The sequence below is a fragment of the Sorangium sp. So ce834 genome (assembly GCF_051521425.1).
Classification (GTDB): Bacteria; Myxococcota_A; Polyangia; order Polyangiales; family Polyangiaceae; genus Sorangium; species Sorangium cellulosum_D.
This window is the reverse complement of the sequence record NZ_CP150351.1, coordinates 7,402,308-7,423,552: the sequence shown is the minus strand read 5'-3', so window position 1 is coordinate 7,423,552 and position 21,245 is coordinate 7,402,308. Positions and strand designations below refer to the sequence as shown.

16 protein-coding genes and 1 tRNA gene are annotated in these 21,245 nt (G+C 73.1%); 8 read left to right on the top strand and 9 right to left on the bottom strand.

The window, feature by feature from the left end; genetic code table 11:
• Positions 1 to 437: 437 nt before the first annotated feature.
• Entirely contained in the window at positions 438 to 1,049 is a 612-nt protein-coding gene (locus tag WMF20_RS26630; RefSeq protein WP_129577053.1) for a response regulator transcription factor, read from the top strand.
• Between the two features lie 538 nt (positions 1,050 to 1,587).
• Here WMF20_RS26630 and WMF20_RS26625 read toward each other — a convergent pair.
• The 6 genes from WMF20_RS26625 to WMF20_RS26600 all read right to left on the bottom strand — a co-directional run bounded on the left by WMF20_RS26625 (position 1,588) and on the right by WMF20_RS26600 (position 7,708).
• Positions 1,588 to 2,211: a hypothetical protein gene (locus WMF20_RS26625; protein WP_437604750.1), complete on the bottom strand. Its 624-nt coding sequence runs from the start codon at positions 2,209 to 2,211 to the stop codon at positions 1,588 to 1,590.
• Positions 2,208 to 2,771 carry an FMN-binding protein gene (locus WMF20_RS26620; RefSeq protein WP_129577051.1) on the bottom strand — a complete coding sequence of 188 codons (564 nt, stop codon included), beginning with the start codon at positions 2,769 to 2,771 and terminating at the stop codon, positions 2,208 to 2,210. The genes WMF20_RS26625 and WMF20_RS26620 overlap by 4 nt, the downstream gene beginning before the upstream one ends.
• A gap of 87 nt (positions 2,772 to 2,858) precedes the next feature.
• Complete coding sequence (locus tag WMF20_RS26615) at positions 2,859 to 4,232, bottom strand: protoporphyrinogen/coproporphyrinogen oxidase (protein WP_437604749.1); 1,374 nt, start codon at positions 4,230 to 4,232, stop codon at positions 2,859 to 2,861.
• Positions 4,233 to 4,255: 23 nt separating this feature from the next.
• Positions 4,256 to 5,752 (bottom strand): hypothetical protein, encoded by a 1,497-nt coding sequence (locus tag WMF20_RS26610; RefSeq protein WP_437604748.1) that lies wholly within the window; start codon positions 5,750 to 5,752, stop codon positions 4,256 to 4,258.
• 97 nt (positions 5,753 to 5,849) lie between these two features.
• Positions 5,850 to 7,457, bottom strand: a complete 1,608-nt coding sequence (locus WMF20_RS26605) for a hypothetical protein (protein WP_437604746.1) — start codon at positions 7,455 to 7,457, stop codon at positions 5,850 to 5,852.
• Positions 7,454 to 7,708 (bottom strand): hypothetical protein, encoded by a 255-nt coding sequence (locus WMF20_RS26600; protein WP_020737388.1) that lies wholly within the window; start codon positions 7,706 to 7,708, stop codon positions 7,454 to 7,456. Before WMF20_RS26600 ends, WMF20_RS26605 begins: the two co-directional genes overlap by 4 nt.
• 136 nt (positions 7,709 to 7,844) lie before the next feature.
• On the opposite strand from WMF20_RS26600, the gene WMF20_RS26595 reads away from it, so the two are divergent.
• Positions 7,845 to 8,531 (top strand): SMI1/KNR4 family protein, encoded by a 687-nt coding sequence (locus WMF20_RS26595; protein WP_437604745.1) that lies wholly within the window; start codon positions 7,845 to 7,847, stop codon positions 8,529 to 8,531.
• 159 nt (positions 8,532 to 8,690) lie between these two features.
• Positions 8,691 to 10,274 (top strand): serine/threonine protein kinase, encoded by a 1,584-nt coding sequence (locus tag WMF20_RS26590; RefSeq protein WP_437604744.1) that lies wholly within the window; start codon positions 8,691 to 8,693, stop codon positions 10,272 to 10,274.
• A 158-nt stretch (positions 10,275 to 10,432) separates the two neighbouring features.
• Here the strand turns inward: WMF20_RS26590 and infC are convergent, their stop codons facing one another.
• From infC to WMF20_RS26575, 3 genes are all read right to left on the bottom strand, one after another.
• Positions 10,433 to 11,167: a translation initiation factor IF-3 gene (gene infC, locus WMF20_RS26585; RefSeq protein WP_437604743.1), complete on the bottom strand. Its 735-nt coding sequence runs from the start codon at positions 11,165 to 11,167 to the stop codon at positions 10,433 to 10,435.
• A 241-nt stretch (positions 11,168 to 11,408) separates the two neighbouring features.
• The gene (gene thrS, locus WMF20_RS26580) at positions 11,409 to 13,475 is read right to left on the bottom strand and encodes a threonine--tRNA ligase (protein ID WP_437604742.1); all 2,067 of its coding nucleotides are present in this window, start codon (positions 13,473 to 13,475) and stop codon (positions 11,409 to 11,411) included.
• Positions 13,476 to 13,508: 33 nt separating this feature from the next.
• A tRNA-Val gene (locus WMF20_RS26575) sits at positions 13,509 to 13,580 on the bottom strand.
• 466 nt (positions 13,581 to 14,046) lie between these two features.
• On the opposite strand from WMF20_RS26575, the gene WMF20_RS26570 reads away from it, so the two are divergent.
• The 5 genes from WMF20_RS26570 (at position 14,047) to recJ (ending at position 21,221) form a co-directional block, all read left to right on the top strand.
• The gene (locus WMF20_RS26570; RefSeq protein WP_437604741.1) at positions 14,047 to 15,183 is read left to right on the top strand and encodes a transketolase; all 1,137 of its coding nucleotides are present in this window, start codon (positions 14,047 to 14,049) and stop codon (positions 15,181 to 15,183) included.
• A gap of 218 nt (positions 15,184 to 15,401) precedes the next feature.
• The gene (gene yajC, locus WMF20_RS26565; protein ID WP_437604740.1) at positions 15,402 to 15,836 is read left to right on the top strand and encodes a preprotein translocase subunit YajC; all 435 of its coding nucleotides are present in this window, start codon (positions 15,402 to 15,404) and stop codon (positions 15,834 to 15,836) included.
• 55 nt (positions 15,837 to 15,891) lie between these two features.
• Positions 15,892 to 18,045, top strand: a complete 2,154-nt coding sequence (secD, locus tag WMF20_RS26560; protein WP_437604739.1) for a protein translocase subunit SecD — start codon at positions 15,892 to 15,894, stop codon at positions 18,043 to 18,045.
• Between the two features lie 77 nt (positions 18,046 to 18,122).
• Positions 18,123 to 19,364 carry a protein translocase subunit SecF gene (gene secF / locus WMF20_RS26555; protein WP_437604738.1) on the top strand — a complete coding sequence of 414 codons (1,242 nt, stop codon included), beginning with the start codon at positions 18,123 to 18,125 and terminating at the stop codon, positions 19,362 to 19,364.
• A gap of 84 nt (positions 19,365 to 19,448) precedes the next feature.
• Complete coding sequence (gene recJ / locus WMF20_RS26550) at positions 19,449 to 21,221, top strand: single-stranded-DNA-specific exonuclease RecJ (RefSeq protein ID WP_437604737.1); 1,773 nt, start codon at positions 19,449 to 19,451, stop codon at positions 21,219 to 21,221.
• The last annotated feature ends 24 nt before the right edge of the window (positions 21,222 to 21,245 follow it).

Below are 21,245 nucleotides of genomic sequence, written 5' to 3'. Positions count from 1 at the left end.
ATCGAGATCCATTGTCCGTCCAGGTCGGAGAACTTTCGGCGTTTGGGCTGCGCGCCGTTCTCTCTCGTTCCGCTGTTCGTGCTCCGAGGCAGGCGCACTGCACAGCGGCCGCGGGCAAGCAAGATGTCGTGCACGAAACCGGCTTGCACGAATTGACAAATTTCTTTACTAAGGAGTTTCCGCAACGGAAAGGGCTCCTCGACTCACCCGGGGCGAATGCGTCGAGGGGGGAGCCTTGTCCTGGCGGGGCCGCTTCTCCGGCGGCGAGCGAGGCAAGAGCGATTCGGTCGGTTGTCGGCGGGGGCCTCGCTGCTCGCTCGTCCTCACGCACCCGGCCAGCAGGGCCGATCCCGTAAACACGCTGTCTGCTGCTCGCCTGCTCCTCGGACGTGCGCTGGGATGGACTGGCTTGCATCGAGCGGAGGTGGACCTTTTCAATGACGAGTCACAACGGCAAGCTCCTCGGTCACACGCTGGCGACGATGAGCCAAGGAGGTCCGCCGCGCTTCTCGTCGCAGCTGCCGCCCGCGGCGTGGACGGGGCCTGACGCCGCGCGGGGGAGCGAGGTCCGGAGGGTCCTCGTCATCGACGACAACCCCGCGATCCACCGCGATTTTCAGAAGCTGCTGTGCCCGGATGTGGGGACATCGGCGGACCTCGACGCCCTCGACGCGGCGATCTTCGGGGCGCCGGCGGCGGTCCCGAGGAGCACGTTCCAGGTGGACGGCGCTTGCCAGGGCCAGGAGGGGCTGGAGAGGGTCCGGCGGATGCAGCGGGTTGGCCGCCCGTATGCGCTGATGTTCGTGGACATGCGGATGCCGCCGGGCTGGGACGGCATCGAGACGATCGAGCGGATCTGGGCCGAGTGTCCGGACATCGAGGCCGTGATCTGCAGCGCGTACTCGGACTACTCGTGGCACGACGTGATCCGGCGCCTGAAGCGGCCCGAGCTCCGGCTGCTGAGCAAGCCGTTCGAGAGCAAGGACGTGCTCGATCTCGCCTGGTCGCTCACGTCCCGATGGCTGAAGCGGAGCGCGATCAGGCGCTGAGGCGGCGCGGCGCGGGGGCGTCGACACCCCGGGAGCGGTGTTTCCACCTTGCCGTGGGTTCGGCAGCGGTCCTGAGCCAACGCCCCAACCTCGCCACCGGTCCATCGGTACAGAGGTGGTGAGCTCCCCCGTCCCGGCGCTGTCCGACGGCCGCAGCGCGCCGGGCAGCGCCCCGCCAGGAGCTCCTCTGTCCGCCGGGTACTCCTGATCTGGCGCCCTCCGGCTCAGGCCCCCGCCGAACCGTTCGAGAGCGAGCGCTGTCGAGCCGGGCGCCGCCCTGCGTACCTCTCGCAACACTCTGTTTCATGGAAGGAACGGACTCGGCGGCGCGCTCCGCCGCCCGCGGCTCGGCGGCGGGGCGCGCCCTCCGGGGGGAGATGGGATGCGCGTCGCGATCCCGCATCCGCCGGATACGGCGCAACGAAGGAAGGGGGAAACACCTGTGTTGACGACCTACACTCGCTGGCTCACGAGCGATCCCTGGGATACCGTCAACCCCGAGCGACGGGCCCCGTCGCCGGCGGCGTGAGGCGCCGTCTCACCGCGCGTCGTCGAGCGGCGCCGCCTCGCCCCGCCGCGATCGCCTCGGCAGCCACATGTCCACGGTCGAGACGACCGCCATGGCGCCGAGCGACAGCAGCATGGCCACGCCCGAGATCGGCATCAGCGCCGCGGCGCCGGGCGCGCTCCGGATGAGCCACGGCGCCGCGATGTGCAGCCCGCTCGTGACGACGGCCGCCGCCACGCCCCCGGTGTGCAGCCACGCCGGCAGCCGCGCGAGCAGCCAGAGGTGCGCGAGGATCAAGACGTAGACGGGCACCGAGAAGAGGTGGAAATGGGTCACCTCCAGCAGCTTCCGCTCGGAGATCTGCTCGACCAGGACCCGCGGCGGCTCCGGCGCGGCGGGGAGCTCGAGCTCCGGGCCCAGCTCGAGCGCGGGCCCGTCGGCCGCGGCGGGCGCCTGCGTGGGCGCGGGCGGCGGCGCGGCGGCCGGCGCCCCCGCGTAGTAGGCGGCGGCGCCCGCGTCCTGCACCATCGCCCCGTAGAGGCGCCACGACACGAGCAGCCCGGCGATCGAGGCGATCGCGAACGCCGTGTACAGGAGCTTCGCGCCGAGCGAGAGCGACCTCAGCCGCCCCGCCGCCGCGGCGAAATCCCTCACAGCGCGCCGCGCTTGAGCGCGAGCTGGAGGACGAGGGCGTCGCGCTTCACGCCGAGCGCGACCGAGCGCGACGAGATGGACGCGCCCGACACGATGTCGATGTCCTTGCCCGCCGTGATCGGATCGCTCGCCGTCTTGCCCTGGAACTGGGCGCGGAAGCGATCGCCGCGGACCTCGTCGCCGTACGCCTCGCGGTACTCGAGGATCTCGATCCGCTCCACCGCGCCGGCCGTCGAGAACTTCACGGCGAAGTCGATCGGCTCGTGCATCCCCTTCTCTTCGTCCTTGATCGCGTAGCCGTCGGCCTTGCCGTCCGACTCCGCGACGTAGACCACCCACTCGCGCTTGACCTGCGCCCCGAGCCTCTTGCCGATGTCCTGCGCCTCGGCGTCGCTGAGGACGACCTTGCGGTAACCGACCTTCTTCGAGCTCGCGAAGAAGCTCTTCAGGACGGCAGGGACCGTCCAGTACGTCGCGCCGTGGGCAGGGAGCGCCGCCAGCGCGAACGCGAGGGCCGTGGCGGCGGCGAGGTGGGCCGTGCGGAAAGCGGAAGGACGCATCGAGACTCCGAGGAAACTGTCATTCGTGAAAGTCAAAGTCAACAGCGTTTGGCCGCTGGATCCGCTGGATCCAGCGGCGCGCGTGGCTCAGTCGCGCACCTGCACGTCGAGGTAGCGCTCAGCGCTCAGCACCCACGCCTCCGGGCTGCGGCCGGCCTCGACGTGGGCCACCGCGTCGGCCGCGATCGCGGCGCAGTGGTCCAGGTTGCAGTGCAGGAAGAGCGCCTGCCGCCCGAAGGGGAGCGCGCCGAGCGCGGCGGCGCGGCGCATCGCGGCGCGCCAGTCCTGGAGCCAGCCGCGCCGGTAGAGCGGGTAGACGCCGGGGACGAAGCGCTGCCGGGCCTCGATCGGCGCCACCCCGCGCGGGGCGATGTTCGCGCAGACGAGCTGGTCGAGCAGCGCCTCGAGCGGCCGGCCCGAGGCGAAGTCGCGCCCGCGGCCCCAGGCGCCCTCGGGGATCTCCACGCACAGCACCGTCTCGCCCGGGCGGCGGAGATCGGGCGCGTAGTTCTGCAGCTCGGAGACGCGGCCGAACCAGAAGCGCGGGTCGGGGCAGTAGTACGTCTCGGGCGCGCCGAGCCGCGCGCGCGGGTAGGCGAGGTAGACGAGGTACAGGCCGCGGTGCTCGAGGCGCGCGTCGGGCACGAGATCCGCGAGGTCGCCCGCGAACAGGACCGGCGCGGCGCCGGCGGCCGCGGCCACGCCGGCCGCGTCGAGGGCGGCGCCGCACTCGGCCCGGACGCCGGCCTCCGCGAGCCGGGCCTCGAGGTACGCGATGAGCGACGAGATGCCCGCCGGCGGGTAGACGAACCGCGCGAGGTCCGCGGCCGCGCCGCCGCGGCCGCGGGCGAGCCCCCGGAACAGCGCGAGCGGGCTCGTGGTGCTGATCCGCTTCTTCGCCACGGTCTGGGACAGCTCGGACGGCGGGATGCCCCAGACCTTCTCGGCGTAGGGCCGGTAGAACGACGCGTAGGCCGCGGCGCCGACGCGCTCGCGCACGAACCGCTCGAAGCCGACGTCGTCGCCGGCGATCGCGCGGTCGTGCTCCCAGCGGGCGAAGGCGGCGCGGCGGCCGCGCTGCGCGACGAAGCCGAGGCCCATCGCGGCGCCGGCGCGGAGGCCGAGCGCGCGCAGCATCGACGGGGCGCTCGGGGGGTAGGGGACGTGGCGCTCGCCGAGCACGAGCACGCCGCGGCGCGGGCGCGACAGGAACGGGGAGCGCGCGTGCACCTCCCGGAAGAGCGGCTGCTCGAGCGCGGCCGGGTGGAGCCGGTGCGAGCCGAGGTCGCACGGCAGCCCGCGGAAGAGCTCGGCGCCGGCGAGGCCGCCGGGGCGCGCCGCGCGCTCGAGGAGGCGCACGCGCCGGCCGGCCCGCGCGAGCAGCAGGGCAGCGTAGAGGCCGGAGATGCCGGCGCCGACGACGAGGCGCTCGGGCCCCGCGCCGTCTGGGCGGAGTGACATGGCGGTGCCCTCGGCCGGCGCGCTCAGTACATGAACCCGAGCCCGAAGTTGAGCTGCGTCTGGTCGAACCCGAGGGTGCGGTCGCGCAGCTGGTAGTCGGCCTTGAGCACGATCCCCTGGGTCGGCCGGTACGAGGCCCCGAGCGTGAGCTCGCGGACCCCGTACGAGGCGTTCGCGGTGTAGCCCTCGGGCACCGCGGACTGCGTGTCGTACGCCTCGAGGCGCGCGAACGGCAGGAGCTCGTGGCCCACGCCGAGCGGGCGGAGCACGTCGTAGGCGGCCTCGACGTAGCCGCCGCGGATCCGGGTGGCGACGGGGCTCGTGGGATCGATGAAGTTCGGCGCGCCGCTCCGGTTGAACGAGACCATGAGGGCGCGCGCCTCGGGCAGGTGCCACTGGGCGAACAGGATCCGGGCCTCGAGGCCGCTCCTGCGCCAGCGCGCGTCGAGCGACCAGCCGAGGACCGGGACCGAGAGATCGACCGGGGTGCCGTCGCGGAGGAAGAACTTGCCGTCGCCGTTCGGGCCGGCGTCGCTGGCGTACAGCGACGCGCCGGCGACGACGCCGAGCAGCGGCTCGGCCTCGACGCGCGCGACGCCGGCCCACGCGTTGGCGCGGGCGAGCCCGCCGTTCTGCCGGCCGCCGGCGAGGCCGCCCGCGCGGAAGCCGAGCGGATCGAGGCCGGTCATGGCGTAGGCCTCGAAGCGCAGCCAGTCGAGCGGCTGCCCGAAGGCGCCGACGGCGATCTCGCGCCACGTCGAGGGGATGACGACGGTCTCCACCTTCGGCCGGACCACGCCGTGGAACACGGGGGGCTCGTGCCACTGGTTGATGATCCCCATCGGGACGAGCACGAGGCCCGCGCGCAGCCCGAGCGCGCGGCCGGCGGCGTTCCACTCGATATAGGCCTGCTCCAGCTCCGCGGCGCCGGGGCAGCTCGCGCAGGAGAGCGAGTGCTCCACCTCGAACTCGACGTAGGACCGGATGTCGGTCGTGAACTCGTGCGCGACGAAGAGCACGAGCCGGGGGATGTCGGCGACCCACGCGCGCTCGCCCTCGCGGCCGGTCGTGGTGCCGCGGACGTGCACCTCGCCGTAGCCGCCGATCGAGGTGCTCGTCGCGCTCGCGCCGGCGCTCCGGAACCGCTGCTCGGTCAGGCCGCGGACGAGCTCGTGCTCCGGCGCCTCCCCGGCGCCGAGGCCGACGGCGGGCTTCGAGGGCTCCGGCGGCGGTGCGGCGTGCTCGGGCGGGAGGTCGAGGACCGGGCCGTCCGGCGCGGGCTGCGCGGCGGGGGCGGGCTGCGCGGCGGGGGCGGGCTGCGCGGCGGCGGGCGCGGGCTGCGCGGCGGGGGCGGGCTGCGCGGCGACGGGCGCGGGCTGCGCGGCGACGGGGGCGGGCTGCGCGGCGGCGGGCGCGGGCTGCGCGGCGGCGGGCGCAGGCTGCGCGGCGGGGGCGGGCTGCGCGGCGGCAGCGAGGGGCAGCAGCGCGCTGAGGACGACGCCCGCAGTGCGAGGCCACAAGGACGAGATCGCTTTCATGACGAGGACCGGGAGCCCGGCGAGGCGCTCGGCATGGCGGGAGTCTTCGCGCCCTTGAAAACGGAGGTCAACCTCGTTTTCAGCCGGAGGGCGCGCCGCGCGGCGAGCGCGGGAGCGGTCGACCCGCCGGAGATCCGGCCGGCAGCGCCTCGAGCAGGGCGAGGTCGCTCCAGAGCGCGTCGACGTAGCGCGAGCGCGGGCGCGCGAAGCGGACCGATATCGCGTAGCCGCGGCCGGCGAGCGCGTCGCGCGCCGCGGGCGAGAGCGCCTCGCTCGTGATCAGCGCGCCGCCCGGGCCAGCCTGCTCGACGGCGCGGACGAGCTCGTCGTCGCCGCGGACGCGCATCGGCCGCCGGCCGGGCGCGCCCTCCTGGATCATCCGGTCGAGGTCGCGCGTGAGCACGGGGCGCTGCTCGGCGCCGGCGTCGCGGAGGAAGCCCACGATCGCGGCCGCGGGCGAGGGCGCCTGGTGCTGGCGCGCGAGGGCGACCGCGTCGGCGAGCCACTGCGCGGCGAGGGCCGCGACGAGGGCGGCGGGCGCGGCCGAGCGGAGCGCGCGGCCGCGCGACGCGCCCGCCGCCGGGAGCGCGGGCGCGAGCGCCGCCGCGCCGGCGGCCAGGGCGACGATGAGGAGCGGGACGAGCGGCAGCCAGTGACGCGGCTTGAAGGCGATGTTCTGCCCGAGGAGCGCCCAGACGAAGTAGGCGAGCGCCGAGGCGAAGAGCTCGGGCTGGTCCCGCGCCGCGCGCGCGGCCCGCCGGAGCGGCGCGGCGCGGAGCGCGGCCGCGGCGAGGAGCGCGAGCAGGATCGGCGCGCCGAGCCAGCGCGCCGCCGGGGCGTCCGGCCACGCGCCGCCGAGGCCGTTGGCCCAGATCCCCCAGACGACGCCGTGGAGCCGATCGGCCGGCGACGAGACGGTGATCGCGGTCCCGCCCCAGCGGGTGAAGTGCCCGAGCCCCTGGACCCACGTGGTCGCGACGAGGTCGCGCGGCGTCGCGATCAGCACGAGCGGCACGAGCCACGCGAGCGCGCCGGTCGCGAGGTCGCGGCCGCGCGCGAGCCAAGCGAGGCGGCCGCCCTCGCTGCGGGCGATGACGGCGAGGCAGGCGAGCGCGAACGGGAAATACGAGAGCCGCACGCCGAGCCCGACGCCGAGCAGCACGAGCGCCGCCGTGCGCGCGCGCGCGGCGCTCGCCTCGCGCGCGGCGCGCTCGGCCTCCGCGGCGTCCGCCGCGCGGCGGAGGCGCCGGCCGCGGGCGCAGAGCCAGAGCGCGGCGATCGTCACCGCGGCGCCGGCCATGTCGCTGAGGAGCTTCTCGGACGACAGCCACAGGAACGGCGAGGCGAGGGCGAGGATCCCGGCGAACGCCGCCGCGCGCCGCCCGGCGACCTCGCGGGCGAGCAGGGCGGTGAAGGCGACCGCTGCCGCGCCCGACGCGGCGCTGACGAGGGCGAGCGCGGCGCGCGGCGCGGCGCCGAGCAGCGCGAGCCCCTTCGCCGCGGCGATGAGCACGGGGTAGTACGGCGCGTGCGGGCGCAGCGAGGCCACGTCGAACCGCTCCACGCCGAGCGCGAACCGGAGCGCGTCGATGTCCTCGTCGTGGTCGATGCGGAACCAGAGGCGCGAGGCGAGCGCGGCGGCGGTGAGCGCGGCGAGCGCGGCGAGGTCGCGCCGCTCCTCGCTCACGAGCCCGAGCCGGAGCCCGATCCCGGCGCGTGCGTCGGCGCGCCGCAGTCCGGCGCGTCCGCGCCGGCCGCCCCGGTGCTGACGGTCGCGCCCGAGCCGGAGCCCGATCCGGGGAGCGGCGCCGCCGGGGTGTCGCACTGGTCGAACAGCTCCTCGCCCGCGTAGTCGAGGCACGCGGTCGCGAGCGACACGAACACGAACGTGGCGCCCGCCATCACGAAGGCGGTGCGCAGCGATGCCCAGGAGCCCAAGCCGGCCACGCAAGCACCGTGCCGCCGACGCAAATGCATGTCAAGCGCGCGTGTTGCGCGATCGCGACCGGGGCGGCGGCGCCGGGCGTCGCGCGTTTTTTGCTCCTCCTCGCGCCTCGCGCGTAGGGTCGCGCGCATGGAGTGGCTCGAGTCGATGCACCGCATCCGCGCGCTCAAGCTGGAGCTCGCGCGGTTGGACCCGCGGCGGGGAATGCCGATCGCGCCGCCGGCCGGGGCTCCCGAGGCGGCGATCGCCGGCGTCGAGCGCCGCCTCGGCATGCCGCTGCCGCCGAGCTACCGCGAGCTGCTCGCGCGGCACGACGGGTGGCCGCAGCTGTTCGCCGGCGCCAGCTTGCTCGGGGTGCGCGCGCTCGCGCGTGGCTCGTACATGGACGTCGGGCGGATGGTGCTCGAGCTCTGCGAGGGCGAGGAGGCGCGCCGCGCAGCCGAGCGCGACGTCGCGCCGTCGAGCCTGCGCGGCCGGTACAGCGCGCGCAGCGCGCTCATCCCGTTCGGCATCGACGCGGCGGCCGAGACGGTCTTCGCGTGGGATCCGGAGGTGAGGTCGCCGGACGGTGAGCTCGAGGTCATCCTCTGGACGAACGACGTCGGGATGCGGCTCTCGGGGTTCGCCGAGCTCCTCGACATGGTGAAGGAGATGCTCGCCGCGGAGCTCGACGATCGCCGGCAGCGCGCCGCCGCGCAGCTCGATCTGACGCCGCGGCCGCGCGCGGCGGTCGCGCCGCGGAGCCGCGCGCGCGCGGTGGCGGTGCCGCTCACACCTCCGCCTCGCCCGTTCGCGCGGAGCGCGCTCACGGGCTGACGCGGCGTCGCCCGCCGAGCCTGGCCGCGGCGCGCTCCGCGGAGCTCGCGCCCGGCAGGCCCGGGACGCGCTCGTCACGCGGCGCGCGCGCGGCGTGGCATGGAGAGACGAGCCGGTTGTTTCCGCGCACAGCGTGGGACGTGATGTACTAGGCGGAGCATGACGGAAGCCCACCAGCAGCAGCGCTACCGGGTCGTCGAGCGGCTCGCTTCGGGCGGCATGGCCGAGGTCTTCCTCGCCGAGAGCGCGGGGATCGAGGGGTTCAAGAAGCAGGTCGCGATCAAGCGCGTGCTCCCGCACCTGAGCGAGAAGAAGCGCTTCATCGCGATGTTCCTCGACGAGGCGCGGCTGTCCGCGCACCTCTCGCACTCCAACGTCGCGCAGGTGTTCGACATCGGGGTCGGCGACAACGCGTACTTCATCGTGATGGAGTACGTGGACGGCGCCGACCTGAAGGCCGTCCTCGAGTCGATGCGCAAGGCCGGGCGCACCCTGCCGGTCGAGTCTGCCGTGTTCATCGCGGCCAAGCTCTGCGAGGGGCTCACGTACGCCCACGAGCTCCGGGCGGCCGACGGGCACCCGCTCAAGATCGTGCACCGGGACATGTCGCCCCCGAACGTGCTCATCACCAAGTACGGCGAGGTGAAGATCGTCGACTTCGGCCTCGCCAAGGCGACGAGCCAGCTCGAGAAGAGCGAGGCGGGGATCATCAAGGGCAAGTTCAGCTATCTCTCGCCCGAGGCCGCGCAGGGCCTCGAGGTCGATCACCGCACCGACATCTTCGCGGTGGGGGCCATCCTCTGGGAGATGCTCTCGGGCAAGCGGCTCTTCCTCGGCGAGACCGACTACCAGACCGTCAAGCTCGTGCAGCAGGCGCAGATCCCGCCGCTCTCCGAGATCAACAGGGCGGTGCCCCCCGAGCTCGATCGCATCATCGCCCGCTCGCTGACCCGCGAGCCCGGCGATCGCTACGGCTCCGCGCGCGAGTTCGGCCGGGATCTCACGAACTTCCTGTACAAGTTCGGCCGGCCGGTCAGCGCCTACGACATCGCCGAGCACGTCCGCAGCACCATGGCGCTGCGGAAGCGCGCCCCCGCTTCGGACAAGGCGTCGTTCATCGACAGGCTGATCGAGGAGACGCTGCTCGAGTTCACGTCGCTCCCGGACGACAAGGCGGCGCCGAGCGCCGCCCGCCCGAGCGAGCCGCTCAAGATTTCGGCCTTCGAGGACATCGGCAAGTGGGCCGACGAGATCAAGGTCTCGGCGCCCGGCGAGGACCTCATGCGGCGGTCGCTCGCCGCGGTCTCGGTCGAGGAGGGCAACCTCGCCGCGCTCGAGGAGACCGACGCGGGCATCTCGCCCGCGAAGTTGCTGGCGTACCCGCAGGCGAGGCCCGCGGAGCCGCCGCTCGCGCCGCCCCAGCCCGCGCGCCCGCCGCTCGCGCCGCCCCAGCCCGCGCCTCCGCCGCTCGAGCGGCGGGCCGAGCCGACGCTGGCGTCCCCGCAGCCGGTGCCAGCCCCGCTGCGCCCTGCGCCGCCCTCGCCCGCGCTGGCGCCGCCCGTCCCGGCCACGCCGCCCGCGCTGGCGCCGCCCGCGCCGCTCGGCCCGGCCGCGCCGTACGACCTGGAGGCGGAGCTCCGTCCGCTCAAGACGGGGGGCGGCGCCGTGAAGGCCGTGCTGCTCGTCGCCGCGCTGGCGGTCCTCGCCGCGGGGGCGTGGCTCGGCGGCCTGATCCCGCACTGAGCGGGCGGCGCGCGTGCCCCTCGCCGCGCCCACGGCGGTCCGGCTCGCGTGCCGCGCCCTGCGCGCCGCGCGCGGTCCCGCATCGCCTCCTTCGCGGCGCGATGCGCGCCCCGAAGGAGGCGCGGCCGTCGTCCTGACGCGCGCCCTCTCCGGGCGGGCTACTCGTTCCCGCCCTCGCCCTCGCCCTCGTCGTCGTCGTCGTCGTCCTGCTCTTCGAGCTGCCTCTCGAGCTTCTCGATCTCCTCGTCCTCGGCGTCGTCCGCGGCCGGAGCGGCGCGCCCTTCCTGGAGCGCCTTCTGGCGGGCCTTCTCCGCGGCGGCGCGGGCCTGGGCCACCTTCTGCAGGATGGCGGGCTTGGGCGCCATCATCAGCGTCATCGTGCGCTGCTCCATCATCGGGCGCACCTCGACGTTCGCGATCTCCTCGCAGTGCTGGACGATCCAGTCGAGCTGCTCCTGCGCCTTCTCCGGGTGCGTGATCTCGCGGCCGCGGAAGCGCACCGTGAACTTCACCTTGTGACCTGCGCCGAGGAACCGGTGCGCAGCCCTGGTCTTGAACTCGAGATCGTGATCGTCCGTCTTGGGACGGAGCTTGATCTCCTTGATCTCCACCACACTCTGCTTGCGCTTCGCCTCGCGGGCCTTCTTCTTCTCGTCGTACTTGTACTTGCCGAAGTCGAGGATCTTGCAAACCGGAGGATCCGCCTTCGGGTTGACCTCGACGAGGTCGAGCCCCTTCTCCTGAGCCCGGCGCAGCGCCTCGTGGGTCTGCATGATGCCGAGCATCTCGCCATCATCGCCGATGACGCGGATCTCCGGGACGCGGATGCGCTGGTTGATGCGGATCTGCGGCCCCCGCTGGGCCTGCCGAGGGTCGAAGCGTCTCATCGCCATGTGATATTTCGCTGCCTCCTTGTGTTCTGTGCTTCCGAAAGCGACGGACCGCCGCTTCGCGACCGATGGTGGTCGCGGCGACCATCACCACGTCAATGTCGCCTGACTCCGCGCCGCAGGCAACGGCGGCAAGCACAGCGGCCGCCGCGACCCAGGGGCGCTTGGGAGCCCTGGACTGCCGGGCTCGACGGGAGTGGTAGGGAGAGGCCTGCCGGCGAGAGGGACCGGCCGGAACGGCGGGTCACGAACTGGGGTCGCTCGCAGCCAGGCGGGGGGGCTTCGACTCCGCGGCGAGCCGGTCGGCGAACTCGTCGAGCGGCATCGCCCCGAGGTCCTTGTTGAGATCGCGCGACCGGGGGGCGACCTTGCGGCCCTCGGCCTCCTTGTCGCCGACCACGACCACGTACGGGACGCGCGTCAGCCGCGCCGCCCGGATCTTGGCGCCGAGCTTGTCGGAGCTGAGGTCGGCCCGGGCGCGGAGCCCGCGGCCCCGGAGGTGCGCCACCACCTCTTCCGCGTAAGCGGCCTGCTTCTCGCTGACCGTGACGATGATCGCCTGCTCCGGGGCCAGCCAGGCCGGGAAGGCGCCCCCGACGTGCTCCAGGTACACCGAGAAGAACCGCTCGAGCGAGCCGAGGATCGCCCGGTGCAACATCACGGGGCGGTGCACGCCGCCGTCGGCGCCGGTGTACTCGAGCTCGAAGCGGTCGGGCAGCGCGTAGTCCACCTGGATCGTGCCGAGCTGCCAGCTCCGCCGCAGCGCATCCTGGACGTGGAACTCGAGCTTCGGGCCGTAGAACGCGCCCTCCTCGGGCGCGATCTCGAAGGGGAGGCCGGCCTGCTTCAGGGCGTCCGCGAGCGCGCCCTCCGCGGCGTCCCACTGCGCGTCGGTGCCGATGCGCTTCTTGGGCCGGGTCGCGAGCTTGATGTCGATCTTGGCGAACCGGAACGCGGCGTACACCTCGAGCAGGAGGCGCAGGAACGCCTGGATCTCGCCGTGCATCTGCTCCGGGGCGCAGAAGATGTGGGCGTCGTCCTGGCAGAAGCTCCGCACCCGGGCGAGGCCGTGGACGACGCCGCCGCGCTCGTACCGGTGGAGCCGCCCGAAGTCGGCGAGCCGCCACGGCAGCTCGCGGTAGCTGCGCCGCCGCTGGCCGAAGATGAGGCAGTGGCTCGGGCAGTTCATCGGCTTCTGGGCGAGCCGCTCGAGCTCGGCGAGCTGCTCCAGGACCGCGGCGTCGCGCTTCTTGTCCGCTTCCTTGTAGGCCGCCGCGTCCGCGTCGCCGGGAGAGACCCCGAGCCGGAGCGCGAGCCGCGCCGCGTCGAGGTGCTCCGCCGTGACCGGCAGGTACATGTTCTCGCGGTAGTTCGGCAGGTGCCCGCTCGTATCGAACAGGCGCTTGTCGAAGATCTGCGGCGTGATGACCTCCTCGTACCCGTAGTCGACGTAGAGGTCGCGCATGTACTGGACGAGCGCGTTGTAGACGTGCGCGCCGCGCGGCAGGAGGAACGGCATGGCCGGCGCGTACTCGTGGAACATGAAGAGCTCGAGCTCCTTCCCGAGCTTCCGGTGGTCGCGCTCCTTGGCCTCCGCGAGGAGCTTCAGGTGCTCGTCGAGCGCCGCCTGGCTCGGGAACGCCGTGCCGTAGATGCGCTGGAGCATCGGGTTGCGCTCGTCGCCGCGCCAGTAGGCGCCGGCCACGCTCACCAGCTTGACGGCCTGGAGCAGCGAGGCGTCCGGCACGTGCGGGCCCTCGCAGAGGTCGACCCACTCGCGCTCGCCGTCGCTGTGCCGGTAGAGCGAGACCTCCTCGCCCGGCGGGATCGCGTCGATGAGCTCGCGCTTGTACGTCTCGCCCATCTGGGCGAAGAGCTCGTGCGCCGCCTCGCGGTTCACGACCTCGCGCCGGAACGGGCGGCCCGCGGCGATGATCTCGCGCATCTTCGCCTCGATCTTGGCGAGATCCTCGTCCGTGAAGGGGCCGCTCGGCTTGTCGAAGTCGTAGTAGAAGCCCGCCTCGATGGCGGGGCCGATCGTGACCTTCGTCCCCGGGAAGAGGCGCTGCACGGCGTCGGCCATGATGTGCGCCGTCGAGTGCCGGACGATGCGGAGGCCGTCCGGATCGCTCGTCCGCACCGGCTCGATGCGGGTCGCGCCGTCGCGGAGGAAGGGGGTCTGAAGATCGAGGAGGCGCCCGTTGACGCGGGCGCCGATGACGGTGCGGTCCTTGGCGAGTTCGTCGGCGAGAGCCTCGCGCACCGTGGTGCGGGCCGCCGAGGCGGCCTGGGCTGTCTGATCGAGGGCCATGAAACCTCGCAGGCTAGGTCTCCTGCTGATTTGTAGGCGCGGCCGGTTTCGAACCGGCGACCCCTACCGTGTCAAGGTAGTGCTCTACCACTGAGCTACGCGCCTATGTCCCGCTCGCTCGGCGTGACGCCGACGAAACGGAGAGCGCCTCCTATCAAGGGCAGGACAGTCCGTCAAGCGATCAATTTTTCGGGTTCGCTTTTTTCTGCGGCGCGCGGGTCCGGAGTTCTTCCTTCCCGCGCGGTGTCCTCGTCGGCGCGCTGGCTTGTCGGTCCGACGGGCGAGCGGCCCGAGTTGCTGGCGGCTCGTCCGCTGGCGGGGCGTCCGCTGATCGAGCGCGAGCGCGACGCCGCGCGCGGTTGAGCCTGGTGACTCGATCCGACCGCGCGACCACCGCCGAGCCGAATGCGACAAGAGCATCACCTCGGGATGAAGGCTTCGCTTCCCGGAGTTACGTCCAGGCATGGATGATCGCGATCGCGGCGCCGCTTCGGCCCGGTCGCTGCGCCGAATCCTGTCGCGCTCGCGCTTGACCTCGCGTGCGGCTCGGGCGACGAACGATTGGATGGCAGTGCCTGACGGTCTAGGCGCGCCGCCGGATCCGGCGGCGGTGATCGCACATGTCGAGGTGGCCGCGGGGAGCGCGCTCTTCGCCGCGCACGCGGCGGTGCCCGGCGATCTGCCGATCGAGCGCGCCGCGTCCGCCGCCGAGGCGATCCGCGGCGCGGCGGCGCGCTCGCGCGCGGGGCAGCGCGCGAGCGTGGTGCTGGGCGCCCACGAGCTCGTCGGGGCCCTCGCCGCGCTCGGCGAGGCGGCGGCGGTGCGCACGCCGGTGACGGTCCACGTCATCGAGCGGCGCGGCGGGACCGCCGTGGGGCGCGACGAGCTCGCGCCGGCGCTCGACGTCGGCGCGGGGGTGCTCGTCACCTGGAGCAGCCAGGAGGCGGCCGACGTGGCGCTCGTGGCGCGGCGCGCCGCCGAGGACAGCGAGACGCCGTTCGTGCACCTCGTCGACGCGCTGCCGTCGGACGTGTCCGCCCTCGGCGCGGCGCGCGATCTCGCCGCGCGCTTCCTCGGCTCGGAGCGGGGCGCGCCGACCTTCACCGACGCGGCGCCGGGCGAGAGCGACGGCGACGGGGGCCCTCGCCCGCAGGGCCGCGGCGTCGTCCGGAAGCGGGCCGAGCGCGGCTTCTGCGCGCGCGTGCCGTTCGCGCTCACCAGCGCGATGCGGGAGCTCTGCGAGCTGACCGGCAGGCCGCTCGGCGCGATCGAGCGCGTCGACACCGCCGACGCGGAGGAGATCATGGTCGCCGTGGGCTGCGCGTTCCCCGCGGCCCGCGAGGTCGTGCGCAGCCTGCGCGCCCAGGGCCGGCGCGTCGGCCTCGTGGGCGTGCGCGCGCTGCGGCCGTTCTACGGCGCGGAGGTGGTGAAGACGCTCGGCCGCGCCAAGGCCGTCGTGGTGCTCGAGCCGCTCGACGTGCCCCTCGCGCCGCACGGGCCCGTCGCCGCCCTGGTCAAGGCCGCGTTCGCGGACGCGCTCACGTGGGCCCCCGGCTTCCCCGGCGTCGGGCGCATCCCGCCGATCATCTCCGCGACGTTCGCGACGATCGACGGCACGATCACCGAGCGCGACGTGCGCCTGTCGCTGGCGGAGATCGCGAGCGGCGAGCGGGCCCGCCGGCACGTGGTGTTCGGCAGCGACGGCTGACGCCGCGGCGGCGGGCGGCCGCGCCGCGGGCCCGGGCGGCCGGGTGGGGCGGAACCGGAAAAGGCCGTAAGGCTGTATTCCCGTCGCGTCCGGGTGAGGCTGCCCGCCTAGCTCCTTGCGCGACCCTTGGATCCTGGGTATGGAGGCGGGCCCCGGGGGGTTGGGAGAGGCCCGCAATTTGCGGGCGAGCCCGTCGGGGCCCGGAGACACGCGTCACCTTGGCAAGCTCAAACTGGTTCCAGCCGAACGCCGCCCCCGGGCGCGCGGGCAACGCGCCCGCGGCGCCGGTCGAAGGTCAATCGCCGCCGCCCTCTGGGGGGCACGAGGCGCCGCCCGCGCCGTTCGGCGGAGGGGCCTTCTCGTTCCTCATCCTGGCGCTGCCGCTGCTGCTCATCTTCGTGATGACGCGGAGCCAGAACAAGAAGCAGAAGCAGCTCGAGTCGAACCTCAAGGCGGGCGATCGGGTGGTCACCCAGTCCGGGCTCCTCGGCAAGATCACCGACATCAACCCGAACTCGCCCCGGGTCAAGCTGGAGATCGCCCCTGGCGTGAACGTGCAGATCCTGAAGAGCGCGATCCAGGGCCAGGACCCGGGCGAGGTCGCGGCGGCGGACGCCAAGGTCGCCGACGCGGCGAAGGACAAGAAGTCGTAGGCCGGCGCTCGGCCCAACAGGAAGCTCTTTACCGCCCCCCGCGGCGCCACACTCCATGCTCCTAAACATCTTCCAGTACGGGTTCGCCGGCGTCGCCGGCCTGTGCCTCCTCGGCGTGTGGCTCAGCCGCCCGCGGCGCGCGGTCTTCGCCTGGGCGGCGCTCGCCGCCGGCGCGGCCGCCGTCGCGGCGCACTACCAGGTGTTCTGGGCCCTCGCGACGTTCGGCCTGATGGTGCCGTGGGCGCTGCTCTGCGCCGGGCCGTGGATCGATTTCGCGTGGCGGGTGAAGACGGGCTTCGTGCTGTTCCTCGCGCTCGGCTCGGCCCTCTGCATCTACCCGACCTACCACGACGAGCGGCACGGCCGACCGGACCATACCGGCCTCTCGTCGGAGGAGGTGTCGGAGCAGGAGACCCAGGCGAGGCGAGGGGAGCTCGGGTTCAGCCGGTTCCTGACCTCGAACATCCCGTTCCGACTGGTGCGCGGCCTCGACCTGAAGGGTGGCCTCCGCCTCGTCTACACGGTCGACGTCGACGAGGCGATCAGCGACAAGCGCGACCGGTACTACGACGACCTGCGCGCGGCGCTCGCGAGGTCGTTCGGGTTCCACGAGGGCGACAAGCCGCCGACGATCGAGGAGATGCAGAAGCTCCAGACGAAGCTCCGCATCGAGAAGCCGCGCGAACACACCGACACGATCGCCATCACCTTCGACGACCCGGCGGACGCCGAGAAGATCGACGACGCGTTCCTCTCGAAGTTCCTCGGGGAGCTGCAGCTCCAGCGCTCGGCGGACCGCAAGGTCGTGAGGTTCCGGATCCGCGACGAGGTCTCGAGCAGCATCCGCGAGCGCGCGGTGTCGCAGGCCAAGGAGACGGTGCTCCGGCGCGTCGACGGCCTCGGCCTCAAGGAGGCGAGCGTCTCGACGCGCGACGAGGACGTCATCATCGAGGTCCCCGGCGACGACGAGAGCGCCTTCAACACGATCCGCGAGATCATCAGCCAGACGGCGCGGCTCGAGTTCAAGATGGTCGACGACGACCACGACTTCTTCGAGCCGATCGCGAAGAGCGCCAAGGAGGAGGACCTCCCGAAGGGGCTGACGTTCTCGATCGAGAACGCGCCGGTCGGCCCCGGGAAGACCAAGCCGGTCCACTTTGCCCGGATGGTGCGCGCCGAGCACGAGGAGATGCGCGACACGCTGAAGCGGCTGCGCGAGTGGGTCGGGACGCTCCAGGTCCCGCCGGACAACGAGGTCGGCTACGGCAAGCTGTACGAGTACAACGAGGAGAAGGACGTCATCGAGGAGATCGGCTGGCGGACGTACTTCCTCTTCAGCAAGGCCGAGATCACGGGCGACATGGTGCGCGACGCGCAGGCGCTCCCGGATCAGAGCGATAGCGGCCTCGGCGGCTGGTACGTGTCGATGGAGTTCACCCCGACCGGCGCCGACCGGTTCGAGGACATCACGGGCAGGAACATCAAGCGGCGGTTCGCCATCATCCTCGACGAGAAGGTCGAGAGCGCGCCGGTCATCCAGACGAAGATCGGCGGCGGCCGCGCGCAGATCACGATGGGCTCGCAGAACCCCGAACAGCAGCTCCAGGACGCGCGCAAGCTCGAGCTGGTGCTCCGGTCGGGTGCCCTGCCGGCCCCGATCTCCCCGTCGAACGAGCAGCGCATCGGCCCGTCGCTGGGCAAGGACGCGATCCAGCAGAGCATGAAGGGCGCGATCGCGAGCGGGGTGCTCGTGGTCGTGTTCATGGTGATCATCTACAGCCGCGCCGGGCTCATCGCGGACGTCGCGGTCATCTTCAACCTCATCCTGCAGATCGCCGTCCTCGCGATGTTCGGCGCGTCGATGACGCTGCCCGGCATCGCCGGCCTCGTGCTCACGATGGGCATCGCGGTCGACGCCAACGTGCTGATCAACGAGCGTATCCGGGAGGAGCTCAGGGCTGGCAAGAGCCCGCGCGCCGCGGTCGACGTCGGCTACGACAAGGCGTTCAGCGCCATCCTCGACGGCCACGTGACCACGCTGATCTCGGGGCTCATCCTCGCGCAGTACGGCACCGGCCCCATCAAGGGCTTCGCGATCACGCTGATCGTCGGCATCGCGATCAGCCTGTTCACCGGGGTCGTGTGCACCCGCCTGATGTTCGACTGGGCCGTCCGCGGACGGAAGATCAAGACGCTCTCGCTCGGCTGAGAACGGGGCCGCTGGAGCGGATCTCCGGCCTTTGAGGGAGAACGCGCGAGCGGTTCTCCGATGGTTGAGACACGACGATGGAACTCATCAAGCCTGGCCGTCAGTTCGACTTCATGAGCAAGCGCTGGCTCTTCATCGGGCTCAGCGGGGTGCTGCTCATCCTGTCGATCATCTCGTTCATCGTGCCGGGGCCGAAGCTCGGGACCGATTTCAAGGGGGGCACCGAGGTCGAGGTCGCCTTCAAGGCTCCGGTCTCGAGCGCCGAGGTGCGCGAGGCCGTCACGAAGTCGGGCTTCGACTCCCCGGACATCGTCTCCGTCTCGGACCAGGCCAACCCGAACCGCTACCTCATCCGGGTCCACGAGGTCTCGGCGCTCTCGGAGCAGCAGAAGGGGGCGGTGCGCGAGCACATGTGCCTGGCGCCCGAGGGCGGCTCGGTCCCCGAGGATCGCTGCCCGGAGGCGGTGCGCGCCACCGAGGTCAAGTTCAGCCCCGGCGGCGACAAGATCTCCGCCCGTTACGAGGTCGCCCCCGACCTGGAGGGGATCAAGAAGCAGCTCGAGGGCATCGAGGGCGTCGAGCTCAGGCCCGGCGCGAACAACGCGCTCGTCGTGAGCGAGCGCGATCACAAGGTCGAGCTCTACCTCAAGTCGAAGGGCGACCAGCTGATGGACGGCCTCCGGGAGCACCTCGGCGCGGACAAGGTGCCCGACCAGGCGCTCCGGGTCGAGTGGATCGGGCCGAAGGCCGGCGCCCAGCTGCGCGACGCGGCCATCAAGAGCGTCCTCATCACGATCTTCTTCATCATGGCGTACATCGCGTTCCGGTTCGACATCCGGTTCGCGCCCGGCGGCATCCTCGCGCTCGTCCACGACGTCGGCATCGCGCTCGGCGCCATGGTGATCACGCAGCGCGAGATCACGCTCTCCACCGTCGCCGCGCTGCTCACGATCGTCGGCTACTCGATCACGGACACGGTCGTCGTCTACGACCGGATCCGTGAGAACCTGGGGAAGCACCGCGACATGAGCTTCGCCGCCGTCATCAACTTCTCGCTCTCCGAGATGCTCGGCCGCACCATCCTCGTGTCGCTGACGACGTTCCTGTCGCTCGTCATGTTCCTCTTCTATGGCACGGGCGTCATCCGAGACTTCGCGTTCACGCTCGTCGTCGGCATCGTCGTCGGCACGTACTCCTCCATCTACGTCGCGGCGCCGCTCACCGAGTGGATCGACCGCCGGTTCTTCGGCTCGGCCGCCGGCAAGCGCAAGAAGGTCAACCGCGTCCGCACGCAGAAGCGCGCCGACGCGGTCGTCTGAGCGCCCCGCCGTGGCCGCGGCCGCTCGCGCCGCCCCGACCCAGACCATGGACGCCCCCGCCGCGCCGGTGTACCGGCTCTCGCGATGACGAGCACCGTCACGGAGGCCTGGAAGGAGCTCGCCGAGCGCGAGGCGCCGACCCCCGCCTCGCACGCGGCCCGCGGCGCGCCGCTCGTCGAGCGCGTCGCCGACCCGGGTGAGGCGTCGCCCGAGGCGCTCGCGATGGCGCGCGAGCTCGGCCTGTCGATCACGGTGGCGGACATCCTGCACCGGGCCGGCCGGGCTCCGGACGAGGCGACGCGGCGCTTCCTCGACCCGCGGCTCTCGCACCTCACGTCGCCCGACGCCATGGCCGATCGCGAGGCGAGCGCCGAGCGGATCGCGCGCGCCGTGCGCGCCGGCGAGCGGATCGCCGTCTTCGGCGACTACGACTGCGACGGGATCACCGCGACCGCCATCATGACGGGCGCGCTGCGCGCCCTCTCGGGCCAGGTCGTGCCGCTGCTCGCGACGCGCGCCGAGGGCAGCTACGGCCTCTCGGCCCCTGCGCTCGAGCGCGTGATGCGCGCCTGCCCCACGCTGCTCGTCACGTGCGACTGCGGCTCCAGCGATCACGAGCGGCTGGCCGCCGCGCGCGCGGCCGGCATCGACTGCGTCGTCATCGATCACCACCTCGTCCCAGCCGAGCCGCTCCCGGCGATCGCGTTCCTGAACCCGCACCGCGCCGACTGCGGCTTCCCGTACAAGGGGCTCGCGTCCTGCGGGCTCGCGCTCTCGCTCCTGGCCGCCGTGCGCAAGAAGCTCGGCTCGTCGCTCGACCTCCGCCCCTACCTCGACCTCGTGGCCATCGGCACCGTCGCCGACGTCGCGCCGCTGACCGGCGACAACCGCGCGCTCGTGCGGGCCGGCCTCACCGTGCTCCAGACCGGGCCCCGGCCCGGGCTGCGCGCGCTCGCGGCGCTCGCCAACCTCGATCTCGGGCGCGGCGCCTCGGCGGAGGACGTCGCTTTCCGGATCGCGCCCCGCCTCAACGCGCCCGGCCGCCTCGGCGATCCCGACGTCTCGCTGGAGCTCCTGCTCGCGCACGACGGCGTGACCGCGTCCGCGCTCGCCGCCACCGTGGAGCAGGCGCAGATGAAGCGGCGCGCCATCCAGGACGAGATGCTGGTGTCGGCGCTCGCCGAGATCGAGCGCGCCGGCTTCGATCGGGATCCCGCGATCGTCATCGCGCGGCAGGGCTTCCACCCCGGCGTGGTCGGGATCGTCGCGGGAAGGCTCACCTCCCGCTTCGGCAAGCCCACGATCGTCATCGGCCTCGAGGGCGCGAAGGGGCGCGGCTCGGTGCGCGGCCCAGCCGGCGCGCGGCTCCACGACGCGCTCACCCGGTGCCGCGCCGAGCTCATCGGCTTCGGCGGCCACCAGGCGGCGGCCGGCGTCGAGGTGCGCGCCGATCGCGTCGAGGCGCTCCGGGCGGCGTGGTGCGACGCCTTCCGCGACCAGGAGCTCCCGGCCGCCGCGGCGCTCGCGACCGCCCACGCCCGGCTCGACGATCGCGACGACCCGGCGGCCGTGGCGCGCGATCTCGAGCGGCTCGAGCCGTGCGGCGAGGGGAACCGCCCGGCGCACGTCCTCCTGTCGGGCGCGGCCGTGCGCTCGGCGAGGAACCTGAAGGGCCACCTCAAGCTGGAGCTCACCTTCGCCCGCCGCGAGATCTCGTGCTTCGGGTTCGAGCTGGGCGAGCTCGCGGCGCGGTTCGCCGGCGGGCGCGTCGACGTGGTGGGCCGCCTCCGGCGCGACGCCTGGCGCGGCGGGGACGCCGTCGAGATCCGGATCGAGCACGTCGCCGCGGCCGACTGAGCGTTCGCGGCGGGCCTCGGCGGC